The 21,341-nt window shown below is 47.8% G+C and carries 28 protein-coding genes; all 28 read right to left on the reverse strand.

Features of this window, described 5'->3' with window-relative positions; genetic code table 11:
* Window position 1 precedes the first annotated feature (1 nt).
* Entirely contained in the window at window positions 2-1,711 is a 1,710-nt protein-coding gene (locus tag A1sIIB60_RS05715; protein WP_095671509.1) for a hypothetical protein, read from the reverse strand.
* Window positions 1,708-3,390, reverse strand: a complete 1,683-nt coding sequence (locus tag A1sIIB60_RS05720) for a hypothetical protein (RefSeq protein WP_095689448.1) — start codon at window positions 3,388-3,390, stop codon at window positions 1,708-1,710. Before A1sIIB60_RS05720 ends, A1sIIB60_RS05715 begins: the two co-directional genes overlap by 4 nt.
* A gap of 123 nt (window positions 3,391-3,513) precedes the next feature.
* A complete protein-coding gene (locus A1sIIB60_RS05725; protein WP_095671511.1) occupies window positions 3,514-5,400 on the reverse strand; it encodes a hypothetical protein in 1,887 nt (628 codons plus the stop codon).
* A gap of 105 nt (window positions 5,401-5,505) precedes the next feature.
* Window positions 5,506-6,153 carry a hypothetical protein gene (locus A1sIIB60_RS05730; protein WP_095671512.1) on the reverse strand — a complete coding sequence of 216 codons (648 nt, stop codon included), beginning with the start codon at window positions 6,151-6,153 and terminating at the stop codon, window positions 5,506-5,508.
* Window positions 6,146-6,748: an RNA polymerase sigma factor gene (locus A1sIIB60_RS05735; RefSeq protein WP_095671513.1), complete on the reverse strand. Its 603-nt coding sequence runs from the start codon at window positions 6,746-6,748 to the stop codon at window positions 6,146-6,148. Before A1sIIB60_RS05735 ends, A1sIIB60_RS05730 begins: the two co-directional genes overlap by 8 nt.
* Before the next feature lie 21 nt (window positions 6,749-6,769).
* Entirely contained in the window at window positions 6,770-8,710 is a 1,941-nt protein-coding gene (locus A1sIIB60_RS05740) for an MFS transporter (RefSeq protein WP_095689449.1), read from the reverse strand.
* Complete coding sequence (locus A1sIIB60_RS05745; RefSeq protein ID WP_095671515.1) at window positions 8,711-10,207, reverse strand: tripartite tricarboxylate transporter permease; 1,497 nt, start codon at window positions 10,205-10,207, stop codon at window positions 8,711-8,713. It abuts the gene before it with no gap.
* A complete protein-coding gene (locus A1sIIB60_RS05750) occupies window positions 10,204-10,692 on the reverse strand; it encodes a tripartite tricarboxylate transporter TctB family protein (RefSeq protein WP_095671516.1) in 489 nt (162 codons plus the stop codon). Before A1sIIB60_RS05750 ends, A1sIIB60_RS05745 begins: the two co-directional genes overlap by 4 nt.
* Window positions 10,693-10,698: 6 nt before the next feature.
* Window positions 10,699-11,820, reverse strand: a complete 1,122-nt coding sequence (locus tag A1sIIB60_RS05755; protein WP_095671517.1) for a Bug family tripartite tricarboxylate transporter substrate binding protein — start codon at window positions 11,818-11,820, stop codon at window positions 10,699-10,701.
* Between the two features lie 142 nt (window positions 11,821-11,962).
* Window positions 11,963-12,775 (reverse strand): type I methionyl aminopeptidase, encoded by an 813-nt coding sequence (gene map / locus A1sIIB60_RS05760; RefSeq protein WP_095671518.1) that lies wholly within the window; start codon window positions 12,773-12,775, stop codon window positions 11,963-11,965.
* 16 nt (window positions 12,776-12,791) lie between these two features.
* The gene (locus tag A1sIIB60_RS05765; RefSeq protein WP_095671519.1) at window positions 12,792-13,424 is read right to left on the reverse strand and encodes an adenylate kinase; all 633 of its coding nucleotides are present in this window, start codon (window positions 13,422-13,424) and stop codon (window positions 12,792-12,794) included.
* Window positions 13,424-14,719 (reverse strand): preprotein translocase subunit SecY, encoded by a 1,296-nt coding sequence (gene secY, locus A1sIIB60_RS05770; protein WP_095671520.1) that lies wholly within the window; start codon window positions 14,717-14,719, stop codon window positions 13,424-13,426. The genes A1sIIB60_RS05765 and secY overlap by 1 nt, the downstream gene beginning before the upstream one ends.
* A gap of 54 nt (window positions 14,720-14,773) precedes the next feature.
* Window positions 14,774-15,214 (reverse strand): 50S ribosomal protein L15, encoded by a 441-nt coding sequence (gene rplO, locus A1sIIB60_RS05775; protein WP_095671521.1) that lies wholly within the window; start codon window positions 15,212-15,214, stop codon window positions 14,774-14,776.
* Between the two features lie 2 nt (window positions 15,215-15,216).
* Entirely contained in the window at window positions 15,217-15,399 is a 183-nt protein-coding gene (gene rpmD / locus A1sIIB60_RS05780) for a 50S ribosomal protein L30 (protein WP_095526899.1), read from the reverse strand.
* Entirely contained in the window at window positions 15,399-16,040 is a 642-nt protein-coding gene (gene rpsE, locus A1sIIB60_RS05785) for a 30S ribosomal protein S5 (protein WP_095671522.1), read from the reverse strand. The genes rpmD and rpsE overlap by 1 nt, the downstream gene beginning before the upstream one ends.
* Window positions 16,040-16,417 (reverse strand): 50S ribosomal protein L18, encoded by a 378-nt coding sequence (gene rplR / locus A1sIIB60_RS05790; RefSeq protein WP_095671523.1) that lies wholly within the window; start codon window positions 16,415-16,417, stop codon window positions 16,040-16,042. Before rplR ends, rpsE begins: the two co-directional genes overlap by 1 nt.
* The gene (gene rplF / locus A1sIIB60_RS05795; protein ID WP_095671524.1) at window positions 16,417-16,956 is read right to left on the reverse strand and encodes a 50S ribosomal protein L6; all 540 of its coding nucleotides are present in this window, start codon (window positions 16,954-16,956) and stop codon (window positions 16,417-16,419) included. Before rplF ends, rplR begins: the two co-directional genes overlap by 1 nt.
* A 6-nt stretch (window positions 16,957-16,962) precedes the next feature.
* Window positions 16,963-17,367, reverse strand: coding sequence for a 30S ribosomal protein S8 (rpsH, locus tag A1sIIB60_RS05800; RefSeq protein WP_095671525.1), 405 nt, complete (start codon window positions 17,365-17,367; stop codon window positions 16,963-16,965).
* Window positions 17,368-17,474: 107 nt separating this feature from the next.
* Complete coding sequence (locus tag A1sIIB60_RS05805) at window positions 17,475-17,660, reverse strand: type Z 30S ribosomal protein S14 (protein ID WP_095526894.1); 186 nt, start codon at window positions 17,658-17,660, stop codon at window positions 17,475-17,477.
* A 2-nt stretch (window positions 17,661-17,662) separates the two neighbouring features.
* Window positions 17,663-18,220 carry a 50S ribosomal protein L5 gene (rplE, locus tag A1sIIB60_RS05810; RefSeq protein WP_095671526.1) on the reverse strand — a complete coding sequence of 186 codons (558 nt, stop codon included), beginning with the start codon at window positions 18,218-18,220 and terminating at the stop codon, window positions 17,663-17,665.
* Window positions 18,220-18,531, reverse strand: a complete 312-nt coding sequence (gene rplX, locus A1sIIB60_RS05815) for a 50S ribosomal protein L24 (RefSeq protein WP_095671527.1) — start codon at window positions 18,529-18,531, stop codon at window positions 18,220-18,222. Before rplX ends, rplE begins: the two co-directional genes overlap by 1 nt.
* A gap of 2 nt (window positions 18,532-18,533) precedes the next feature.
* The gene (gene rplN, locus A1sIIB60_RS05820) at window positions 18,534-18,902 is read right to left on the reverse strand and encodes a 50S ribosomal protein L14 (RefSeq protein WP_095526891.1); all 369 of its coding nucleotides are present in this window, start codon (window positions 18,900-18,902) and stop codon (window positions 18,534-18,536) included.
* Window positions 18,903-18,917: 15 nt separating this feature from the next.
* Window positions 18,918-19,181, reverse strand: coding sequence for a 30S ribosomal protein S17 (gene rpsQ, locus A1sIIB60_RS05825; RefSeq protein WP_095689450.1), 264 nt, complete (start codon window positions 19,179-19,181; stop codon window positions 18,918-18,920).
* Window positions 19,181-19,393 carry a 50S ribosomal protein L29 gene (gene rpmC, locus A1sIIB60_RS05830; protein WP_095671529.1) on the reverse strand — a complete coding sequence of 71 codons (213 nt, stop codon included), beginning with the start codon at window positions 19,391-19,393 and terminating at the stop codon, window positions 19,181-19,183. Before rpmC ends, rpsQ begins: the two co-directional genes overlap by 1 nt.
* Before the next feature lies 1 nt (window position 19,394).
* Entirely contained in the window at window positions 19,395-19,808 is a 414-nt protein-coding gene (gene rplP, locus A1sIIB60_RS05835; protein ID WP_095671530.1) for a 50S ribosomal protein L16, read from the reverse strand.
* A complete protein-coding gene (gene rpsC, locus A1sIIB60_RS05840; RefSeq protein ID WP_095689451.1) occupies window positions 19,809-20,594 on the reverse strand; it encodes a 30S ribosomal protein S3 in 786 nt (261 codons plus the stop codon). It abuts the gene before it with no gap.
* Window positions 20,594-21,055 carry a 50S ribosomal protein L22 gene (gene rplV, locus A1sIIB60_RS05845; protein ID WP_095689452.1) on the reverse strand — a complete coding sequence of 154 codons (462 nt, stop codon included), beginning with the start codon at window positions 21,053-21,055 and terminating at the stop codon, window positions 20,594-20,596. The genes rpsC and rplV overlap by 1 nt, the downstream gene beginning before the upstream one ends.
* Complete coding sequence (gene rpsS, locus A1sIIB60_RS05850; RefSeq protein ID WP_095671533.1) at window positions 21,048-21,329, reverse strand: 30S ribosomal protein S19; 282 nt, start codon at window positions 21,327-21,329, stop codon at window positions 21,048-21,050. Before rpsS ends, rplV begins: the two co-directional genes overlap by 8 nt.
* Window positions 21,330-21,341 lie beyond the last annotated feature (12 nt).

A 21,341-nucleotide genomic window follows, 5' to 3' on the forward strand; every position in this document is an offset into this window, starting at 1 on the left:
TCTATCTCTTCTTATATCCGGTTGGGCACTTTGGGTTAACGGCAGTCACCTTCTTAGTCATTTTTCCTTTAACGCAATTGATTGAAGTCTTCTTCAAGGCCGCAGGCTTTGATGCTGCAGTTGGTGATGGGTTAGCCGCTGGCTCGACCGCTTGAGTCAACTTAACTCGAACTGTTGGTGAAGAAAACGTGAAGCCACTTGCTGTCAGGTAAAGCCAACCATTCTTCTCACCAAGGACTGTTGTAGCAACTTGCGCCGTTCCGTCAGCGGCAACGATGGAGACTGTTGCAGAAACCGGGGCAGCGGTGAATCCGTAGATACATCGAGCAACAGAAGATCTCATAAGTAAGTTATAAGTACCTTTGAAAACTTCGCCATTTGGAAGGAAGTGAGGAGATGCAACTTTATAATCTAAGGAATTCTCTGTTTGATTGTAAACAGGTGGACCAGATACGAAGAAGTTCGAATTGGTTGCAACGATGCCACTTAGGCTCGCATTATTTCTGAAACAACCCTTTTGATCCGATCCAGAATTTGTACTGCGAATTGACCACTGAGTTGGCGCCATAGGTGCTTTATCTTTGAGTGCTGAGTACCATGCGATCGCTTCAGGAAATTGGCTTTCACGATAATCCAAATAGTCTTTTAATAAGGACGGCGAGACCAAACTTCCTGCCAGGCGATCACCAAAACCTGTGCCGTATGCAGATTCTTCAGGTCTCGTTGCGTAATAATCCGCTACTTGCTTTGGAATATCAGTTTTTGGAAACCAAGCATAAACGCTAGGGACTATCGAAGCGCGTCCCGAAACTTGAATTACTTGATCTCCATCGGCGGCTGTATTTATTTCGGCAACCGTGTTGTTAGTTCTTCCATGTAGCCAGCCATTTATCTTTGCATGCATCTTCAAGCTCAGACCAAAATCTATGTCCAGCGGTAGTGGCCATGCCAGTAAACATTCAGTCGCCGAAGATTGTGCGCAACGAGCTGTTGTGCCTGTGCTCTGATCGAATGGGACTCGTTGGTTCGAGACCATACCGAGAACCTTGAAGGCGGCAACCTCTGTTGTTGGTCCAGTAATTTGATAACGCCCTGTTACTTTGGAAACAGCAAATATTCCCAAAGAAAAGTCATTTACATTAAATAGCGGATTTCCTGCAACTTTAATACCTGTCGCTTGTGCGACCACCAAATATTGAGTGCCGGCAACGTGAGGCGCCTCAGGTATATCAACTAAAAATGTAGATCCACCAGTGGGTAGGTTTGCCTGGAGATTTCCTTTAAATGCGTAAGCCATTTTCTCTGGGAAAGCTCCTACGTAATTCACTGCAAGCTTCTTGCCAGCCGAATTGGTAGCAGTTACCCCCTGAACGCAATCAGTTGTGAGTTCTTGGCTGCAATAACCCAAATTAGCCATGAAATTCATGAATTTGTCTTGGCCACATTCTGCAGTTCCATACTCGAAACAGTTGTTGACGCTTAAGACTTTGCTGGTACCAACTTGAGTGCCATCACTAGTGAATGCTTGAAGAGTAGAAAAGGTATTCTTCAATTTCTGAGAGTCTTCTATCACTACCCCGAATGAAGGCACATTCCCCGGCGGTGAAGAAATCACAAATTGCTCATCTGGAATATCTGCTGCGCTAACTGGAGAAAAGACTCCGAGTGTTAGCGCAAATACTGTGCAAAATGCAATGAATATCTTCTTCATTTCTTCTTATAGCCTTTCGGACAAACTGGATTTACTGCGGTCACCTTCTTACTTGTCTTTCCCTTTAGGCAAGTGATTGAGCTCTTCTTGATCGCGGCCGGCTTCACCGGCACCACTGGGGCTGCTGCCTCTTGAGTCAGCTTTACTCTTACTGTTGGTGAAGAGAAGGTGAAGTTATAGGCGGCAAGATTGAGGAAACCATCTTTTTCGCGAACCAAAGTTGTGGCAATGTTCGGTTCGCCAGATTCAGAGACAATAGAAATAGTTGCGCCAATTGGCGCTTGCGAGAATCCGTATAGGCATCTTGCAACTACTGAACTCATCACTAAATCGTAAGTACCCTTGAATACATCCCCTGTAGAAGTTAAGTGCGGTGCTGCGACTTTATAATCCAACACACCTTCGTTTTTATCAAAGCTAGGTGGACCGTCTAAGTACTGTGCAGCATTTGTTGAAACTACTCCAGCGAACCCATTACTCTTAGCAAAACATGGACTTTCATTTTTGGTGTCACCAAAAGAGATCATCGTCTTGAGCATCCAAGCTGTGGGCATACCTTGTGCTTTATCACCGATAACTGGAAGCCAATTAACAAACTCTTTCATTGTGTTGGCATTGTTACCATAATTGCCATCGCGTCGTAGAGCGATTTCTGAAAGTGGTTGATCTTTTGTGCCAAAAGTTGTGCTTCCCCAGTTGGGAATACCTGAATAGTAATTTTTTAGCCCTGCAGGCATGGCGTCGTTATTAACCCAAACATCAATAAGTGGAACCTTGATTGCATTTGCCTGAACTGTAAGTAATTGAGTTCCGGCGGCTTCTTTTACCAATGTTATTGATGGTGCCTTCATGCGTCCATGCAGCCAACCGTTTAACTGGTTGTTCATTCTAAATTGCAAACCGAATGCAACGTTTTGTGGAAGTGGAAAACCTTTTGCGCATTCGGTTACCGAAGACATAACGCATTTTCCTGTCTCTGGAGGATTTCCGACTGGCGCTCCAATTAACCAATCCGTTGTTGGATATTGCTTTGGATCAGTAGACATTGAGCTAAAACCAAAAGTGCCTTTTTCTATAGCAATAGCAAATATTCCAGTCTGCATGCGTTGCATCAAGAATTTGGCAGTCGGTGAATTATTGGTATCACGAACGCCGACCATTTCAGATTTAATTAAATATAAATCTCCACCAGCATGTGGCGCATCAGGAATTTTTACAAGTATCGCACCACCACCTGTTGGCAAATTCTGGGAAGGGTCGCCTTGAAAGTCGTACTTTCCTTTGTCAGCAAAGATTCCAGCTGGTTGAATGTCTAGTTCCTTGCCGTCATCGGTCTTAGCAAACACCTTGGTAATGCAGTCAACTGTGTTAACAGAGTCGCACTTTGGCAAGATTGCGCGGTAGAACTGTTTTGAAGTGAACTCACAACCTGATTGCCCAAGTGAAGAGCAAGCCGTTATTGATTCGACACCTTGCGCTGAGTTAACTTTAAAGCTAATGAATCCTGAGTTGAATCGAGTTATTTCTGCTGAATCTTGGAGTAAATATCCTTGGAAATTCTTAGCTGGAGCAGGAGACGCTAGATGCTGTTCATCATACGAATCTGCGCCATGGGCCAGCGTTGGAGCAATTAGCGCTACTGAAATCAGTAGAAGTACGAATTTTCCTAAACGCTTCACGCGATCCCCAGTCTTAGAAGTTTTTTAGAGTACTTACGAAGAGACCGCCCCCGGTTCACTAATCTCTTAGTGAACCGAGGAACGGTTTTGCCCTCGTTTATCTATATGGAAGAAGTGTCGAAACTACTTCTTCTTATAACCTGCTGGACATGCTGGCTTAACTGCAGTGATCTTCTTTACAGCCTTGCCCTTAACGCATGTGATGGTTGTCTTGTTCAAGATCTTGGCAGCAGGCTTGTAGCCCTTCTTGATGCCGATCTTGAGCTTTGGACGTGAGTATTCGAAGCCAGATACATCAATGATGATTCGGCCGTTCTTCACGCTGATGTTCTTTAGGAAGGCTGCAGTTCCGCCTTCTTCTGTTGTTAGCGAGATTTCTAGAGCTGATGCAGCATCGTTTGGATTAGTCATACCCCAAAGAAGTGCAGCATCTGCTGTAGGAATTACCGCCTTGTAGAAGCCCTTGTTCACTGTCACACCATCTGGTGCAAAGTGAGGAGCAGCTGCGCGCCATGTGAATGCCTTATCCTCTTCGCTCCAGACTGGAGTTGAGAGTCCGCAGACACCGTTTGAGCCGACGTACATTCCACCGGAAGTACCTTCAACACCGAAGCCGGAGTTGTCGTCGTTGGCTGCCATAGCAATCATCTGGAATTGACGAACGTTGGCCTTTGATACGCCTTCTTCGCCTTCGCAATCCTTAACGTTCTTCGCAAGAGGAACAGTTACAGGAGTACCTGTGATTGAGATTGCGTTGTATTCGCCACCTGGCTCTTGCTTAACAACGATATCTGTACCAACAGCAACGGTAACGCCAGTCTGCATTTCGCCGACGCGAACCTTAACTGTAATTACGATATCTGAATCAAGGCTTACTGCATATGCCTTGTTACCGACCTGGCCTGCGAGGTTGGTCTTCTTATCAGCACCTGTAAGTGTTGGAAGAACATCGACGAATAGCATGCTTGATACGAACTCGTTAGGAGTACGTGCTTCAACATAAAGTCCGTCATAACCAAGTGCGCCAAGGTTTAGACCTTGCCAATCAGGGTGTGTCCAGCGACCGACAAGTGCGCGACCGGCTTCAGCTGGCGTTCCAACGGCAACACCTGGAGCTGGTGCAAGTGGAGCTGTTGCAGCTAATTCAGTTGCTTCAGCAGTTGCGCTTTCGGTTGTTGGAGTTGTTGTAGTTGCAGCAGCTGCTGGATCAGCAGGAACTGCAGCAGGTGTACCGGCAACAGCCCAGCCGTTAACAAGTGCATCACGAGTTACCCAGATAGGAATGATAATTCCTTCGGTAGCCTTAAATGTCTTGGTAGCAGCATCGTAAGTAGTTCCCCACACTGGACGCTGTTGAGTTGCTGACAGTTCAGCAAGATCAATAAATGTCACGCCAGTAAAGTTAGCAATCTGCTTTGCTGCATCTGCAGCTGTTGGATAGAAGAAGAAGAACTTAACTTCATTATCTTGCACGAAGGCAACTGAGCCCTTGTAGCAAGCACCAAATGTTGATTTAGTTGATGACTTAGTCGCTGGATTAAAGCAATCCATTGGATAGCTATAGAAATCTAGCGGCTTGTTAATGTCATAGGTCTTTGTTTTTGGATCAAACTTCGCACCCTGTTCTGGGTGATTAGCTGTCCCGAAAAGTGAAGAGAGATCCTGCATTACGTATTTGCCTGAAGCAAGTACATCGCGCTGGTATTGAGACATCCACCAGTTGTTGTCGATTACTTTTCCACCCTTGATCTGTGCAACTGGTGCAAAGAAATCAACTGGTGTCTTCTTAGCTGGAACTTCTGCTCCGCTTGGCACATAGGTCAAAGGAATTTTCTGTCCTGAACCTGTGGCAATTGTTACTGATTCGATGCAATAAATACCGTTTTGAATTACACAGGCATTCATTGGTGACTTAGGCAGGCGGATGGTTGCAGCACTTGCTGAAGTAGCAGTGAGCAATCCCGCGAGCATTGCTAGGGACGCAGCCCCAGCGATTAGCTTCTTTTTCACATTTCCCCCATAGAGATAGGTGAAGCCACGGGTATGGCTTCATAGTGGTTACCGCACTATGGGGGCTAATTTATGCGCTTTGGGGGCAGGTAAAAAGGGGGTTTCCTATCGGAGTTGAGCTAAGTACCAGTTCCACTGCCACGTCTCACGCGGAGAAGTCTCCAAAGAATCCTTGAATTCAGGGAAGGTATAGACCAGCAGCGCAGTGCCTCCAGGCAGAACGGTTGTTGGCCGTGAGTCGCTGACGATTGGGGTGTGATTGGTGAAGATGCCCAATGATGGCGCAGTCGAAATCAAATCTTGAGTGTTGTTCTGCAGACTTAAAACCCAAGTAACCGGACACTGTCCTCTGCCACAACGTTCCCAAGAAATCTTCAGACCATTTGCCGTTAAACCACCGAGAGTGTCACCGATTCCACCAGCACCACTAATAGCACCGAGATCGCCAACGCTCTGTTCCCATGTAACTGGGTAATCAGATTGCAGGCCAACGATCTCCGGCTGGCTATTTGAATTAGCGCCGGTAACTCCGTTATCAGAGGCCACAATAATTGGGGCTGGCTTTTGAATTACTTCATAAATTCCAATACTGGCCGCACCAACGGCAATTACACCAAGTAAGGCAACAAGTGCGCGACGAATTCTTTGGCGACGCACTTTGGCGATAATAATCGGAGCGAGGTCACGATTTTCAAGGACGCCAAGTGCCATCCACTGCATCTCGCGTTTAATTAGCGGATCTACATCACTCATTGTTATCCACCACTTCTGCGATTACGGTTTCGATTTCAGATGGTCGCTGAGAACTTCCAGTCAACTCTTTATTTGCGGACTTTTCTAGCTCTGGAACTAACTCGACATATGCGGCTACCGCTGCTTTGCCGCGGGCTAAGTGTGAAGCTGCAGTGCCCATTGGAATCTGCAGAACGTCAGCGACTTCGCGCAAGACCATGCCGTGCTCGTAAATCAAAACTAGAACTGCGCGTTGTGCCGCACTCAGCGACTTTAGGGCTGCTTGGACAAGTAAGCGCTGAGTTACATCATCTGTTTGATCAACTAAGTCGCGAATATTTTCAGCCAGATCCCAGGAAGTTTCCTTCTCTTGCTGACGGCGCAACCATTTGCGACGCATATCTGCATGCTTGCTAACCATTACACGCATTAAATATGCCTCAGGATTTTCGTGGCTGCGGATCTTGCTCCAGCGCTTGTAAACATCTGCCAGCGCTTCTTGCAGAACATCTTCGGCGTTCTGGGTATCAAAACAAATTACCTTTGCAGCACGCAGAAACGCCTTCTGGTTTTCGCGTAACCAGAGGGTGAACTCAACTTGGTTCTGTTGGCTCATGCGCACTCCATGAGAGGAAGGTTACCTGCTTGCTGCACCAAAGAGCGAGGTCGCCAGCAATACTGATAGCCCGATAAATACTCCGCTTGCGCCAGCCGATGCGGCGAGTGCGCCTGCGGCGGCCGGTACTAAAAATTGTCCAAAGCGATTACCCATTAAGCGCGCTGAGACGGCTAGCGCTCGTTCATTAGCGGCAGTCTTTTGTGAAACCAAGGACATTGTTAACGGTTGGCCAATTCCAAGTGAAAATCCTGCGATAAAGACAATGGCGCCAAGAGTTAGTGGTGTTTTTGCAAAAGCCATACCTGCACAAGCAATAACAGAGACTGTGGTGCTGACCATCAACAATTGATACGTAGAAAAACGTGCGCTTAGCCGGCCGAGGAAGAAGCGAGAGATCATCGTTGTACCGGCACGAATGGCCAGAATGATTCCGATCGCATAGGGAGAGAAATTATTCTCTGTGCCGAAGAGCGGTAAGAAAACAACAAGAACATCGGCAACTGACGAGATAGCTAGTGAGACATAGATTGCAGCCAAAATGCCAGGCTTCTTTAGTAGCGCAATCGCTGCGGTATAGGTGCCTTCATCAGATTTAGCTTCAACGCTTGGCTTCTCCTTGCGCCATCTGATAACCGGCACTAGTGCAACCACACAAAGAACAAAGCCTAAAAGAAAAGCGTTAGATGTTGATTTAGGAAGTGTTCCATCGGAACCCGCAACAAGTGCAGCCACTAGCGGTCCAATTAAATGTCCAAGAGATGCGCTAAATGTGTAGTAGCCAAAGTATCTGTCGTAATTTTCGCGAGGTGCCCGAAGTGCAACCATAGATTGGCCACCCACCATACAAGCCAGATGCGATATGCCAGCAAAGGCGGTTGCGATTGCGAGAGTAAAGACCGAGTTAGCAAAGATTAGGGCTACGGCTGTTAGCGCCATGGAAATAGTTCCGGCGATTATGAACTTACCTTCACCGATCTTTCCTACTAATCGGCCAAATTGCAGCGCCAATAAAACCGGAAAGAGTGCGTAGAGCGCGGCAACTACACCGATTTCATAAGTGCTGGCATCTAGTTCGATCGCTCGATAGGTAATCATCGGGCGAAGAACGTAGATCGTGGCCTGAGTAAGGGTAGAACTCAATAAGAGCGGACGCGCCCAGAAGAAGCGAGAGATCATCGTTGTACCGGCACGAATGGCCAGAATGATTCCGATCGCATAGGGAGAGAAATTATTCTCTGTGCCGAAGAGCGGTAAGAAAACAACAAGAACATCGGCAACTGACGAGATAGCTAGTGAGACATAGATTGCAGCCAAAATGCCAGGCTTCTTTAGTAGCGCAATCGCTGCGGTATAGGTGCCTTCATCAGATTTAGCTTCAACGCTTGGCTTCTCCTTGCGCCATCTGATAACCGGCACTAGTGCAACCACACAAAGAACAAAGCCTAAAAGAAAAGCGTTAGATGTTGATTTAGGAAGTGTTCCATCGGAACCCGCAACAAGTGCAGCCACTAGCGGTCCAATTAAATGTCCAAGAGATGCGCTAAATGTGTAGTAGCCAAAGTATCTGTCGTAATTTTCGCGAGGTGCCCGAAGTGCAACCATAGATTGGCCACCCACCATACAAGCCAGATGCGATATGCCAGCAAAGGCGGTTGCGATTGCGAGAGTAAAGACCGAGTTAGCAAAGATTAGGGCTACGGCTGTTAGCGCCATGGAAATAGTTCCGGCGATTATGAACTTACCTTCACCGATCTTTCCTACTAATCGGCCAAATTGCAGCGCCAATAAAACCGGAAAGAGTGCGTAGAGCGCGGCAACTACACCGATTTCATAAGTGCTGGCATCTAGTTCGATCGCTCGATAGGTAATCATCGGGCGAAGAACGTAGATCGTGGCCTGAGTAAGGGTAGAACTCAATAAGAGCGGACGCGCCCACGGCAAAAGTTTTTGGGACGCCATTTACTTCTTTAGTGCAAGCTTCTTCTTAAAGTTCCAGATCATCGGACCGATAATCACAATAAGGAGGATTACGTAGAGGATTTTTGACATTGGAGTTGCATATAGCGCGCTAAGTTCGCCACCGCTGATCTGCAGCGCACGACGCATCTGAAGCTCAGCCATCGGCCCAAGAATTAGTCCAATAATTAGCGGTGTAATTGGAACTCCAAAACGGCGGAAGGCAAAACCGATTACACCAACACCCAGCGCGATCCAGAGATCAAAGATTGCATTGTTCGCAACGTACGCGCCCATCAATGCGAAGGCGGTGATTCCGGAGAAGAGATAAGGGCGTGGAATATTTAGAAGTTTTGCCCAGACGCGCACTAGCGGCAGATTAAGCGCCAGGAGCAAGGTGTTTCCGATAAAGAGCGAAGCGATTAAGGTCCAGACGATTTCAGGGTTTGTTGTAAATAGCAGCGGACCAGGTTGAATGTTGTAAGTCTGAAGAGCGACCAGAATTACTGCAGCAGTTGCAGATGTTGGAAGTCCAAGTGCAAGAAGTGGAACAAGAGCACCAGCGGCATTTGCATTGTTAGCAGCCTCTGGGCCTGCTACGCCTTCAATGGCGCCATGACCAAACTCCTCTTTATTCTTCGATAAAGATTTCTCTGCCGCATAACTTAAAAATGTTGGGACTTCAGAGCCTCCGGCAGGGATAACGCCTAATGGAAAACCAATCGCTGTTCCGCGAAGCCAGGGGCGCCAAGAACGTTTGAAGTCTTGGCGAGACATAATCGCCTTGCCCTTCATCGGAATGATCGACCAACCAGTTGCCTTCGCGCGGCCTGCGATATACAAAGCCTCGCCAAGTGCAAATAGCGAAACGATTACAGTCACTGTTTCAATTCCATCGATTGCTTGAAGGCTTCCAAAAGTTAGGCGAACTGCGCCAGATTGCAGATCAGAACCAACCAAGCCAATAACTAGGCCTACGCCAAGGGATGCCATACCGCGCAACATTGAATTTCCTAAGAGCGTTCCGACCGTTGTAAAAGCGATCAACATCAGCGCAAAGAAATCTGCCGCCGTAACTTTAAAGGCCCACTCGGCAAGTGAGGGGGCGGTAAATGCCAAGATCGCAGTTGCGATTGTGCCTGCGATGAATGAACCAATAGCTGCAGTCGCAAGGGCAGAACCAGCGCGTCCACGCTTTGCCATTTGATGGCCTTCGAGCGCTGTTATTACTGAACCGGATTCACCAGGAGTATTTAATAAAATCGAAGTTGTCGATCCGCCATACATGGCGCCGTAGTAAATAGCAGCAAACATAATTAGCGCAGATGCCGGGCTAACTGAATAAGTAATTGGCAACAAGAGTGCGATAGCAAGTGCGGGTCCGATACCGGGAAGAACTCCGACCAGCGTTCCAAGGATTGTTCCGAGTAGACCGAAAAGTAGATTGTTTAGGGTAAGGGCTGAGGCGAAGCCCTCCATAAGCGAGTTAAAACTACTCATTCAAAGATCCCCAGGATTCCTGCTGGAAGGCCAACGTTTAGACCTTTAGAAAATGCAAAATAAACGATAAAAGAGAAGATGATCGAGATAAGTAAATTCTTAAGTAGATTTTTGGCACCGTATGCAAAGGCGACGCCAAAGAACACCACTGTGCTCGCGATGATAAATCCAGCACGCTCAATTAAAAGTGGGTAGGTCAACATTGAGCCGGCGACCATGGCTAAAGATTTAAAGTCTGTCTTTTCAACTATTTCGCCGAACTCGGTTCCTTCAGGTACGCCGAGATTTCCGCGGAAAATTTGTACAAATAAACCCAGAGAAATAAAAATGACAAAACCGCTTACTACGTAAGGAAAAATTTGCGGACCAACGGTTCCAGATCCCGGTGGAACTAACATCTTGGAAGTGTCGTATAGAACGACCAACCCAAGAATTAGGAGAGAGCCCGCAAAAGCGAGCTCTCCCCCAATCTTCTTAGATTTCAAGAGGACTTATGCCAAGCCAAGTGAAACTAGCGTGGTTGTGATGTCCTTCTTTTGTGATGCAAGGAATGCTTCGAAATCCTTGCCGTAATCTGTTTGGTTCTGCCAATCCTTAGCAACCAATGTTGCCTTCCAGGCATCTCCTGCACGAGTTACATCAACAGCCTTTAGCCAGTTAACGCGCTCTGCTTCGGTAAGTGCTGCTGGAGCAAGAATTCCGCGCCAGTTACCGAATGTGAAGTTGATTCCCTGCTGGATCAATGTCTGACCCTTGATTGACTTCAAACGTGATGGTGATGAAAGGGCTAGAACACGTAGCTTTCCGGCCTTTACAAATGAAGCGAATTCAGATGTACCTGAAACGCCAGCTACTGTCTGTCCGCTGAGTACAGAAGTTGTTACTTCTCCACCACCTGCGTATGGAACGTAGTTCATTTCAGTGGCTTTTCCGCCAGCTTTTTCAACTAGAAGACCCATGTAAACGTGGTCAACAGTTCCCTTTGATCCACCAGCGATAGGTAGCTTTGGATTTGCAACGATATCTGCGAGTAGTTGATTAATTGTCTTGTACTTAGAAGATGTAGGAACAACAATCGCTTCATATTCGCGCATCAATCCAGAGATTGCCTTTGAATCTGCTTGGTTTAGCTTTGACTTAGTTGAAGCAACGCCTGCAACCATCGCAAAACCTGTAATGAAAGCAAAATCTTTAGCCTTTTGATCTTGGAAGTATCCAAGACCTACAGTTCCGGATCCGCCTGACTTATAAGCAACTGTGTAATCGCTAAGCATGCCTTCTGCCTTCATAGCATCAGCAAATGCGATTGCAGTGGTGCCGTAACCGCCACCTACGCCAGATGAAGCAACCCACTCAAGCTTTGAGAGTGGGGTTACATCTTTGTACCACCATTTCAACTTGCCTTTTAGGGTTCCAGTTGAAACTACTAAACATGTTAGATCAGAGCCTTCGACTCCACGAGCCTTTGCTACGCGACCTGCGGTAATGCAGTCATCGCCAGCCTTTGCAATTGCTGCCGCTTTTGGTGCTGCTGTTGCTGTTGGAGCAACTGTTGCAAGTACTGAAAGCGCCAATGATGCAACGAGTGCACCGGCAAATTTCTTTTTTAACATCAAGACTCTCCTTTAAGAGTTAGCCCACGAGGGATGGGGTTTGAGAAAGGTTATGCGTTACTGGCTAGCCAGGTAAAGGGATTTTCATAACGATTTAATACTAATTTGTGAGGTCAGACACCTCAAAAAGAGATTATGAGCGTCAGGAAAGCAGGCTTGATATTTCAATGCCTAGAGAGGCTAACTTTGCCCGTCCCCCGTCAGCAGCCGTTAATACAAATGGCTTTCCATCTGGCAAAAGTGCAAATGAATGCTCGAAGTGGGCACCTCTAGATTTATCTTGAGATACAACCGTCCAGTCATCGCCTAAAACTTTTGTCTTATGTGTTCCGCGCGTAATCATCGGTTCAATTGCAAGTGCCATCCCGACAATTAACTCAGGACCATTTCCACCTTTTCCAAAGTTTAAAACATGTGGCTCTTGATGCATCTCGGTACCGATTCCGTGGCCACCGTACTCTTGCAGAATTCCGTACTTACCTTGCGAATCGATGTAATTTTCAATTGCTGCGCTGATATCAGTAAGGCGCGCACCTAATTTACCCGCGGCGATTCCGCGCCACATTGACTCTTCGCAGACATCCATAAGTTTTTGATCTTGTGCGTCAACGTTGCCGACTCCGACAGAAAATGCAGCATCGCCATGCCAACCATCGATGATTGCACCGCAATCGATTGAGACTAGATCACCATCGTTGATGAGGCGATCCCCAGGGATACCGTGAACGATTTCTTCATTTACTGAAACACAGATCGTTGCGGGAAAGCCGTGATAGTTAAGAAAGTTGGGGGTTGCACCGTTTCTTTTGATGCAGGCTGCTGCAACTGCATCGAGTGCGCTAGTTGTCATTCCTGGCTTAATCGCAGCTCGTATCGCTTGGTGAATTTCGGCGACTACTAAACCGGCGCGACGCATTACCTTTAATTGTTCAAGGGTTTTTATCTGGATCGCCATAAAAGTACTTTAGTTACTAGAGGCGACCGAGCGCAGTAATCGCATGCTCGGTGATTTCAGCAACGGTTCCTACTGCTGGGATAGTGATCAATAAACCTTCAGAGCGGTAGAAAGAGATGATTGGCGCGGTCTGCTCTTCATAGACCTCAAGGCGGCGTGCGATAACTTCTTCTTTATCGTCTTCACGCTGATAAAGATCGTTGCCATTGCAAGAAGCACAGTTTGTAGCTCCCGCTTCATTGGATGCACCGCATCCACGACAGGTACGACGAGAAGATAAACGCTTAATGATTTCATCAGATGCGATAGCAAGTTCTAAAGCTGCTTGCAACGGAGTCTTGGCCTCTGCAAGAAATGCACGAAGAACTTCAGCCTGTGCCACGTTGCGTGGATAGCCATCTAGAAGAAAACCATTGGCAACATCGTCATGGGTTAGACGATCTTTGACCATATCGTTGGTGACTGAATCGGGAACTAGTTCGCCGCGATCCATAAATGCTTTCGCTTGGTTTCCGAGTTCTGTTCCGGCCTTCAAATTAGCGCGGAAGATATCGCCAGTTGAAATATGCGGAATTGAATAGTGCGCAGATAGGAATTGAGCTTGTGTTCCTTTACCAGCACCTGGTGGTCCAACCAGGATTAAACGCATTAGCGCAAGAACCCCTCATATGAACGCTGTTGCAACTGGCTTTCGATCTGCTTTGCAGTATCAAGACCAACACCGACAACGATCAGGATCGCAGTTCCACCGAATGGGAAGTTCTGAGTTGCACCGAATACGATCAACGCACCGATTGGAATAATCGCAACGAGCGCGAGGTATAGCGCACCTGGCGCTGTAATGCGTGAGAGAACGTATTGCAGGTATTCAGAAGTTGGGCGACCGGCACGGATGCCTGGAATAAATCCGCCGTACTTCTTCATATTGTCTGCAACTTCATCTGGATTAAAGGTAATCGCTACATAGAAGTAGGTGAAGAAGATAATCAAAGCTGAATAAGCAGTTACATAAAAGACGTTATCGCCATTTACGAGGTTACGAGAAACCCATACCGCCCAAGCCGCTTGGCTATTGGTGAAGTTAACGATCAAAGATGGGATGTAGAGAAGTGATGAAGCGAAGATAACCGGGATAACGCCAGCCTGGTTTACCTTGATTGGAATATAAGTACTTGTTCCGCCGTAAGCCTGACGTCCAACCATGCGCTTTGCGTACTGCACAGGGATTCGGCGCTGTGCTTGTTCAACGAATACAACCGCTGCAACAACTGCAATACCGACCGCTAAAACAACGATAAATGCGAAGAGGCCCTTTTGAACGCGGATGCTCCAGAGTTGTCCAGGGAAGCTTGCTGCGATAGATGTGAAGATCAAGATAGACATACCGTTACCAATACCGCGATCAGTGATTAGCTCACCGAGCCACATGATTACAGATGTACCGGCTGTCATAACGATGATCATCGTTGCTATGCGCTGCCATGAAGTATCAGGAATGATCGCTTCATTACAGCCTGAGATCAAACGACCAGGTGTACGAGCAACTGCAACCAAACCTGTTGATTGAAGTACTGCTAAACCGATTGTTAGATAACGGGTGTATTGAGTTAACTTCGCAGTTCCAGATTGTCCCTCTTTCTTAAGAGTTTCAAAGCGTGGAATTACAACTGTAAGAAGTTGAATAATGATCGAGCTGGTGATGTAAGGCATGATGCCAAGTGCAAAGACAGAGAGCTGAATTAGCGCTCCACCTGAGAACAAGTTGATCAGACCGAAGAGACCACCTGTTTGAACTTGGTTAAGACATGTCTGAACTGCTGTGTATGAAACGCCAGGAGTTGGGACGACTGAACCGAAGCGGAACAGAGCCATGATTGAAAGAGTGAAGAAGATCTTCTTGCGCAGATCTGGTGTCTTAAAAGCCATTCCAAATGCTGAAAGCATCAATCTTCTCCCTCTATCAAATCAATGAAACTTTTATAAGTTTCTTTTTGAAACTTATAGAACTTTGGTTGAACCACCAGCGGCAGCGATCTTTTCGACTGCTGATGCTGAGAATGCATGTGCTGTTACAGATACCTTGACGGCGATATCGCCATTGCCAAGAACCTTTACAGGCAAGCTATCGCGTACTGCGCCCTTAGCAATTAGATCTGCAACTGTTACATCTCCACCCTTAGGGAAGAGATCGTTAATTGTTGCAACGTTAACTGCTTGGTACTCAATACGTGCTGGGTTCTTAAAGCCGCGAAGCTTAGGCAAACGCATAACCAACGGAAGCTGGCCACCCTCAAAACCTGGGCGAACAGTGTTACGTGCATGTGTTCCCTTGCCACCGCGACCGGCGGTCTTACCCTTTGATGCTTCACCGCGACCTTTACGGGTCTTAGCTTTCTTTGCACCTGGGGCTGGACGAAGGTGATGAAGTTTTAGCGTCATCTTTATTCGACCTCCTCAACCTTGATCAAGTGGCGTGCTGCGTACACCATGCCACGAATTTCTGGACGATCTTCTTTGACGACAACATCGTTGATGCGCTTTAGACCAAGTGAACGCAAGGTCTCGCGAATCTCAGGTTTGTTACCGACCTTAGATTTAATTTGAGTTACTTTTAAACGTGGCATTAGGCACCAACTGTCATCTGTGAAGCGCGGATAATTGCTGCAGGTGCAACATCTTCAAGTGGACGACCGCGACGAGCAGCGATTGCTGCTGGTGACTCAAGCATCTTCAACGCTGCAACAGTGGCGTGGACCATGTTGATTGCATTGTTCGAGCCGAGTGACTTGGTCAATACATCTGAGATGCCAGCACATTCGAGTACTGCACGAATTGGGCCACCGGCGATAACTCCGGTACCTGGGCTTGCTGGGCGAAGAAGAACTACGCCAGCTGCTGTTTCTCCTTGTACTGGGTGAGGAACAGTTCCTTGGATGCGTGGGACTACGAAGAATGACTTCTTTGCTTCTTCAACAGCCTTAGCGATCGCTTGTGGAACTTCCTTAGACTTTCCGTAACCAATACCGACTGTGCCATTGCCGTCGCCGACAACTACTAGTGCGGTGAATGAGAAACGACGTCCACCCTTAACAACTTTAGATACACGGTTGATAAAGACAACGCGCTCCATGTATGGAGACTTGTCCTTCTCACGATCGTCGCGACGTTCACGGCGTTCGCCATTTCCGCGGCCACGGCCTTTTTCAGAAACCTTGTCAGCGCCCTTGTTGTCTGGTGCAGTTGCGGTTGTTGGATTTTCAGCCATTAGAACTCCAATCCGTTCTCTCGTGCACTATCAGCAAGTGCTGCGATACGACCTGTGTACTTATTTCCTGCGCGGTCGAATACAACGGTAGAGATACCGGCATCCTTTCCACGCTTTGCGATCAACGCGCCAATCTCGCGAGACTTTGCAGTCTTATCGCCAGTTGACTTGCGGAAGGCTTCTTCCATTGTTGATGCGTAAGCCAAAGTCTTACCTTGTGTGTCATCAATGATCTGTACGAAGAGGTGACGCGCAGAGCGAGAAACGACTAGACGTGGACGCGCAGGAGTGCCAGAGACCTTCTTGCGGACGCGGAAGTGACGACGGGCGCGAGCATTAGTAGCTGACCCCTTGCGGACTTTTACACCGATTGCCATTACTTCTTACCTGTCTTTCCTTGCTTACGGCGAACAACTTCGCCTGCCAAACGTAGGCCCTTGCCCTTATAAGGATCTGCTTTACGCAGTTTCTTAATCTTGGCTGCTACTTCACCAACGAGTTGCTTATCAATTCCGGTGATGTGCAACTTGGTTGGAGATTCAACCTTGTAAGAAATTCCTTCTGGAGCTAGGAATGGAACTGGGTGGCTATATCCGAGCAAGAATTCGAGATCCTTACCCTTCTCAGCAACGCGGTAACCAACACCGACGATGTCGATAGTTAGCGTGTAACCAGTTGTTACGCCGGTGACCATATTTGATACCAATGTGCGTGATAGGCCATGAAGTGAACGTGTAACGCGCTCTTCATTTGGACGAGCAACGGTGATAACACCATCTGCTTGTGAAACTTGAATTGGTTCAGCGACGTTTAGTGAAAGTGAACCCTTTGGTCCCTTAACTGAAACGTTCTGACCTGCGATTGTTACTTCAACGCCAGCAGGAACAGCGATTGGCATACGACCGATACGTGACATATTCGATCACCATACGTAGGCGAGAACTTCTCCGCCTACACCCTGTTTGTTGGCTTGCTTATCAGTAAGCAATCCAGATGAAGTTGATATGATTGCAACGCCGAGTCCACCAAGTACTTTTGGTAGAGCTGTTGACTTTGCGTAAACGCGAAGTCCTGGCTTGCTTACGCGGCGAAGACCGGCGATTGAACGCTCGCGGTTTGCACCGAACTTGAGGTCAAGAACTAGGTCCTTGCCAACACCGTTTGTTGCTGATTCAACGCGATAGCCTGCGATGAAACCCTCCTTTTGAAGGATCTCTGCAATGCGTGCTTTAACCGATGAAGACGGCATTGAAACCGAATCATGGTAAGCAGAGTTCGCGTTGCGCAGACGTGTCAACATGTCTGCGATCGGATCTGTCATTGTCATACGTGGCCTATGGCCTTTCTCGAAACAGTATCCAAGCAATTTGCCTGGACTTTCTTCGTTGTAGTTTTAACTAGCTTGCTCCGGTAAAAATGATGGCGCCATCATTTTTACCAAGAAGCCTTTGTAATACCTGGAAGTTCACCACGATGCGCCATTTCACGGAAACAGACGCGGCAAATTCCAAACTTTTGATAGACAGAGTGCGGACGACCGCAACGCTGACAACGTGTATAGCCACGAACCTTGAACTTAGGCTTGCGAGCAGCTTTAACCTTGAGTGATGTCTTTGCCATTCTTATGCCTCCCGGAAAGGAAAACCGAGCAACTTCAAGAGTGCGCGGCCTTCTTCGTCGTTCTTCGCTGTGGTTACAACAGTGATATCCATACCGCGTGGGCGATCGACCTTATCTTGTTCGATTTCTGGGAATACAACCTGCTCGGTTAGACCGAATGTGTAGTTGCCCTTGCCATCGAATTGCTTAGGTGAAAGTCCACGGAAATCGCGGATACGTGGAAGAGAAATTGAGAGTAAGCGATCTGCGAACTCCCACATACGATCTCCACGCATTGTTACGTGTGCACCAATTGGCATACCTTCACGCAACTTGAACTGCGCGATTGATTTGCGTGACTTGGTTACTTGTGGCTTCTGGCCTGTGATGATTGCTAGATCGCGGACTGCGCCTTCGATTAGCTTAGAATCACGAGCAGCTTCGCCAACACCCATATTTACAACGATCTTTACGAGCGTTGGAACCTGCATTGGATTCTTATATCCAAATTGAGTCGTAAGTGCGCCAGCGATTTCGCTACGGTAACGAGCCTTTAAACGAACATCAGTCGTTGTTGACATTAGATGTCCTTTCCGGTGCGACGTGAGATGCGAACATTTTTGCCTTCTTCATCTTTACGAACGCCAAGGCGAGTTGCCTTGCCATCGCCATCGACGACCATGACATTTGAAATGTGGATTGTTGCTTCAGCAGTAACGATTCCGCCGACCTTGACGCCGCGTTCGGTTGTTGACTCTTTGGTGTGGCGCTGTACGCGGTTAACACCTTCAACAAGAATGCGGTTCTTATCAACATCGAGAACCTTGCCTGTAACGCCCTTGTTCTTGCCAGCGATTACGAGCACTGTGTCATCTTTCTTGATCTTCGCCATGGTTAGAGCACCTCCGGAGCGAGTGAAATGATCTTCATGAACTTCTTGTCGCGGAGTTCGCGAGCAACTGGTCCGAAGATACGAGTTCCGCGTGGTTCGCCATCTGCTTTAAGGATGACTGCTGCGTTCTCGTCAAATTTGATGTAAGAACCGTCTGGACGACGACGTTCTTTAACTGTACGAACGATGACAGCCTTTACGACTTCACCCTTCTTAACTTGTCCGCCAGGAATTGCATCCTTAACAGAACAGACGATGATGTCTCCGATACCGGCGTAACGACGGGAGGAGCCACCGAGAACACGAATACAGAGAAGCTCTTTGGCTCCTGTGTTATCCGCGACGCGTAGGCGCGATTCTTGTTGAATCATTTTTTATCCTGCCCCTTACTTAGCTTTCTCGATGATTGAAACTAGACGCCAGCGCTTTGATGCTGAAATTGGTCGTGTTTCCATGATCAAAACACGATCTCCAGTACCTGCGCTATTGGTCTCGTCGTGAGCCTTTAGCTTTGTTGAACGAGACAGAACCTTTGAGTACATACCGTGCTTTACGCGGTTTGATACTTCAACGGTGATCGTCTTATCCATCTTGTCTGAAATGACAATGCCTTCACGTGTCTTGCGATCTGCGCGATTTTCGGTAGTCATTAGGCAGCGCCTCCGATTCCTAGTTCGCGTTCGCGGATAATTGTGTAAAGACGTGCGATCTCCTTGCGAACTGCTCCGAGGCGACCATGTGATTCGAGCTGACCAGTAGCAGCCTGGAAGCGCAGATTAAAGAGTTCCTCTTTAGCCTCACGCACCTTCGATGCTAATTCGTCATCGGTTAATTGGCGTAGTTCTTCATTAACGTTAGCCACTTTATGCCTCCTCACGCTTTACTACACGACACTTCATTGGAAGCTTATGAATCGCAAGACGCATAGCTTCAGTTGCAATCGCTTCTGTTACTCCAGAGATTTCAAACATGATGCGACCTGGCTTCACGTTTGCAATCCACCATTCAGGTGAACCTTTACCGGAACCCATACGAGTTTCAGCAGGCTTCTTTGTAATTGGACGATCTGGATAAATATTGATCCAAACTTTTCCACCGCGCTTGATATAGCGAGTCATCGCAATACGAGCAGCTTCGATCTGACGGTTGGTTACGTATGCAGGCTCTAGAGCTTGGATACCGAAGTCACCGAATGCAACAGCTGTTCCGCCCTTTGATGCGCCTGAACGCGATGGGTGGTGCTGCTTACGGTGCTTGACCTTACGAGGAATTAACATTTACGCCTCGCCTCCTTCAGTTGCTGGTGCTGCTTCTACAACTGGCGCTGCTTGCGTAGTTGTAACTTCTGCACGTGGTGCACGTGGTGTGCGAGGTCCGCGACGTTCTGGCTTTGGAGCGCGTGCTTCTGCAAGCGCCTTTTCAGCGCGCTCTGCGCGTGAACCAATAACTTCGCCCTTGTAGATCCAAACCTTTACACCCAAGCGACCGAATGTTGTTGCTGCTTCATAGAAGCCGTAATCAATATCGGCGCGAAGTGTGTGCAATGGAACGCGACCTTCACGGTAGAACTCTGAACGTGACATTTCTGCGCCACCAAGACGACCACCGCACTGAACACGAATGCCCTGTGCTCCGGCCTTCATCGCTGACTGCATTGACTTCTTCATTGCGCGGCGGAAAGAAACGCGAGCAGCAAGCTGTTCTGCAATTCCTTGTGCAACAAGTTGCGCATCAATCTCTGGGTTCTTAACTTCGAGAATGTTTAGCTGTACTTGCTTGCCGGTTAGCTTCTCAAGCTTCTGACGGAGTACGTCAGCTTCTTGTCCGCGACGACCAATGACGATGCCAGGACGCGCAGTGTGTAGATCGATACGGACGCGATCGCGAGTACGTTCGATCTCAATGCGAGATACGCCTGCGCGCTCCATACCTTTCTGCATCATGCGACGGATTTCGACATCTTCCTTGACGTAATCCTTGTAAAGCTTGTCTGCATACCAACGTGACTTGAATTCAGTTGTGATGCCCAGGCGGAACCCGTGTGGGTTAACTTTTTGACCCATTACTTGGTCGCTCCCTTCGCTGAATCTTCAGCACGCTTTGGATTACGTGTCTGAGTCTTTGTTGATGTGCGTGAAATTGATTTGCTAGTTGCCTTTACATCGCTAACTGCAAGTGAGATATGGCTTGAGCGCTTCAAGATACGGAAACCGCGACCTTGTGCACGTGGGCGGAAACGCTTCATTGTGCGTCCTTCGTCCACGAGAGCTTCAACAACCCATAGTTCGGATGCATCGCGAATTGCAGGGTTTTTAGCCTTTGCATTTGCAATAGCAGAGTTAAGGAGTGTGTAGACATCTGAACCTGCAGCCTGTGGCGCAAACTTCAGAATGTTAAGTGCTTCATCTGCGCGCAGACCACGAACCAAGTCGACAACGCGACGAGCCTTCTGTGCTGTGTGGCGGATGTCGCGCAATACAGCGCGAGCGATCAAAGCATCTGCTTGAGGAGTTGTATTAGCCACGAGCTGCTCTCCGATCATCTTTAACGTGTCCACGGAATGTACGAGTTGGTGCGAATTCACCAAGCTTGTGTCCGATCATTGCGTCAGTTACGAAAACCGGAACGTGCTTGCGGCCATCGTGTACTGCGATTGTGTGTCCGATCATTGAAGGAATAATCATTGAGCGGCGTGACCAGGTCTTGATCACGTTCTTAGTGTTGGCATCGTTCTGTGCATCCACCTTCTTGGTGAGATGTCCATCAACGAATGGACCCTTCTTGAGACTTCTTGGCATAAGGGTTCTCTC

Source organism: Candidatus Planktophila lacus, from assembly GCF_002288385.1.
GTDB lineage: Bacteria > Actinomycetota > Actinomycetes > Nanopelagicales > Nanopelagicaceae > Planktophila > Planktophila lacus_D.

Excerpts from the sequence above, each read along its gene's own strand:
- A1sIIB60_RS05765 (WP_095671519.1), bottom strand. The coding sequence starts at position 13,424 with ATGCGTTTAATCCTGGTTGGACCACCAGGTGCTGGTAAAGGAACACAA.
- rplR (WP_095671523.1), bottom strand. The coding sequence starts at position 16,417 with ATGGCAATCGGTGTAAAAGTCCGCAAGGGGTCAGCTACTAATGCTCGC.
- rpsQ (WP_095689450.1), bottom strand. The coding sequence starts at position 19,181 with ATGACTACCGAAAATCGCGCAGATCGCAAGACACGTGAAGGCATTGTC.
- A1sIIB60_RS05755 (WP_095671517.1), bottom strand. The coding sequence starts at position 11,820 with ATGTTAAAAAAGAAATTTGCCGGTGCACTCGTTGCATCATTGGCGCTT.
- rplO (WP_095671521.1), bottom strand. The coding sequence starts at position 15,214 with ATGACGCTAAAACTTCATCACCTTCGTCCAGCCCCAGGTGCAAAGAAA.
- secY (WP_095671520.1), bottom strand. The coding sequence starts at position 14,719 with ATGCTTTCAGCATTTGGAATGGCTTTTAAGACACCAGATCTGCGCAAG.
- rplP (WP_095671530.1), bottom strand. The coding sequence starts at position 19,808 with ATGTTAATTCCTCGTAAGGTCAAGCACCGTAAGCAGCACCACCCATCG.
- rplE (WP_095671526.1), bottom strand. The coding sequence starts at position 18,220 with ATGTCAACAACGACTGATGTTCGTTTAAAGGCTCGTTACCGTAGCGAA.
- A1sIIB60_RS05805 (WP_095526894.1), bottom strand. The coding sequence starts at position 17,660 with ATGGCAAAGACATCACTCAAGGTTAAAGCTGCTCGCAAGCCTAAGTTC.
- rplN (WP_095526891.1), bottom strand. The coding sequence starts at position 18,902 with ATGATTCAACAAGAATCGCGCCTACGCGTCGCGGATAACACAGGAGCC.
- rplF (WP_095671524.1), bottom strand. The coding sequence starts at position 16,956 with ATGTCACGTATCGGTCGTATGCCAATCGCTGTTCCTGCTGGCGTTGAA.
- rpsE (WP_095671522.1), bottom strand. The coding sequence starts at position 16,040 with ATGGCTGAAAATCCAACAACCGCAACTGCACCAGACAACAAGGGCGCT.
- map (WP_095671518.1), bottom strand. The coding sequence starts at position 12,775 with ATGGCGATCCAGATAAAAACCCTTGAACAATTAAAGGTAATGCGTCGC.
- A1sIIB60_RS05730 (WP_095671512.1), bottom strand. The coding sequence starts at position 6,153 with ATGAGTGATGTAGATCCGCTAATTAAACGCGAGATGCAGTGGATGGCA.
- rpsH (WP_095671525.1), bottom strand. The coding sequence starts at position 17,367 with ATGACAATGACAGATCCGATCGCAGACATGTTGACACGTCTGCGCAAC.
- rplX (WP_095671527.1), bottom strand. The coding sequence starts at position 18,531 with ATGGCGAAGATCAAGAAAGATGACACAGTGCTCGTAATCGCTGGCAAG.
- rpmD (WP_095526899.1), bottom strand. The coding sequence starts at position 15,399 with ATGCCACGTTTAAAAGTAACTCAAATTAAATCTAAGGTCGGTAACAAA.
- A1sIIB60_RS05735 (WP_095671513.1), bottom strand. The coding sequence starts at position 6,748 with ATGAGCCAACAGAACCAAGTTGAGTTCACCCTCTGGTTACGCGAAAAC.
- A1sIIB60_RS05715 (WP_095671509.1), bottom strand. The coding sequence starts at position 1,711 with ATGAAGAAGATATTCATTGCATTTTGCACAGTATTTGCGCTAACACTC.
- A1sIIB60_RS05740 (WP_095689449.1), bottom strand. The coding sequence starts at position 8,710 with ATGGCGTCCCAAAAACTTTTGCCGTGGGCGCGTCCGCTCTTATTGAGT.
- rpsC (WP_095689451.1), bottom strand. The coding sequence starts at position 20,594 with ATGGGTCAAAAAGTTAACCCACACGGGTTCCGCCTGGGCATCACAACT.
- rpsS (WP_095671533.1), bottom strand. The coding sequence starts at position 21,329 with ATGCCAAGAAGTCTCAAGAAGGGTCCATTCGTTGATGGACATCTCACC.
- A1sIIB60_RS05745 (WP_095671515.1), bottom strand. The coding sequence starts at position 10,207 with ATGAGTAGTTTTAACTCGCTTATGGAGGGCTTCGCCTCAGCCCTTACC.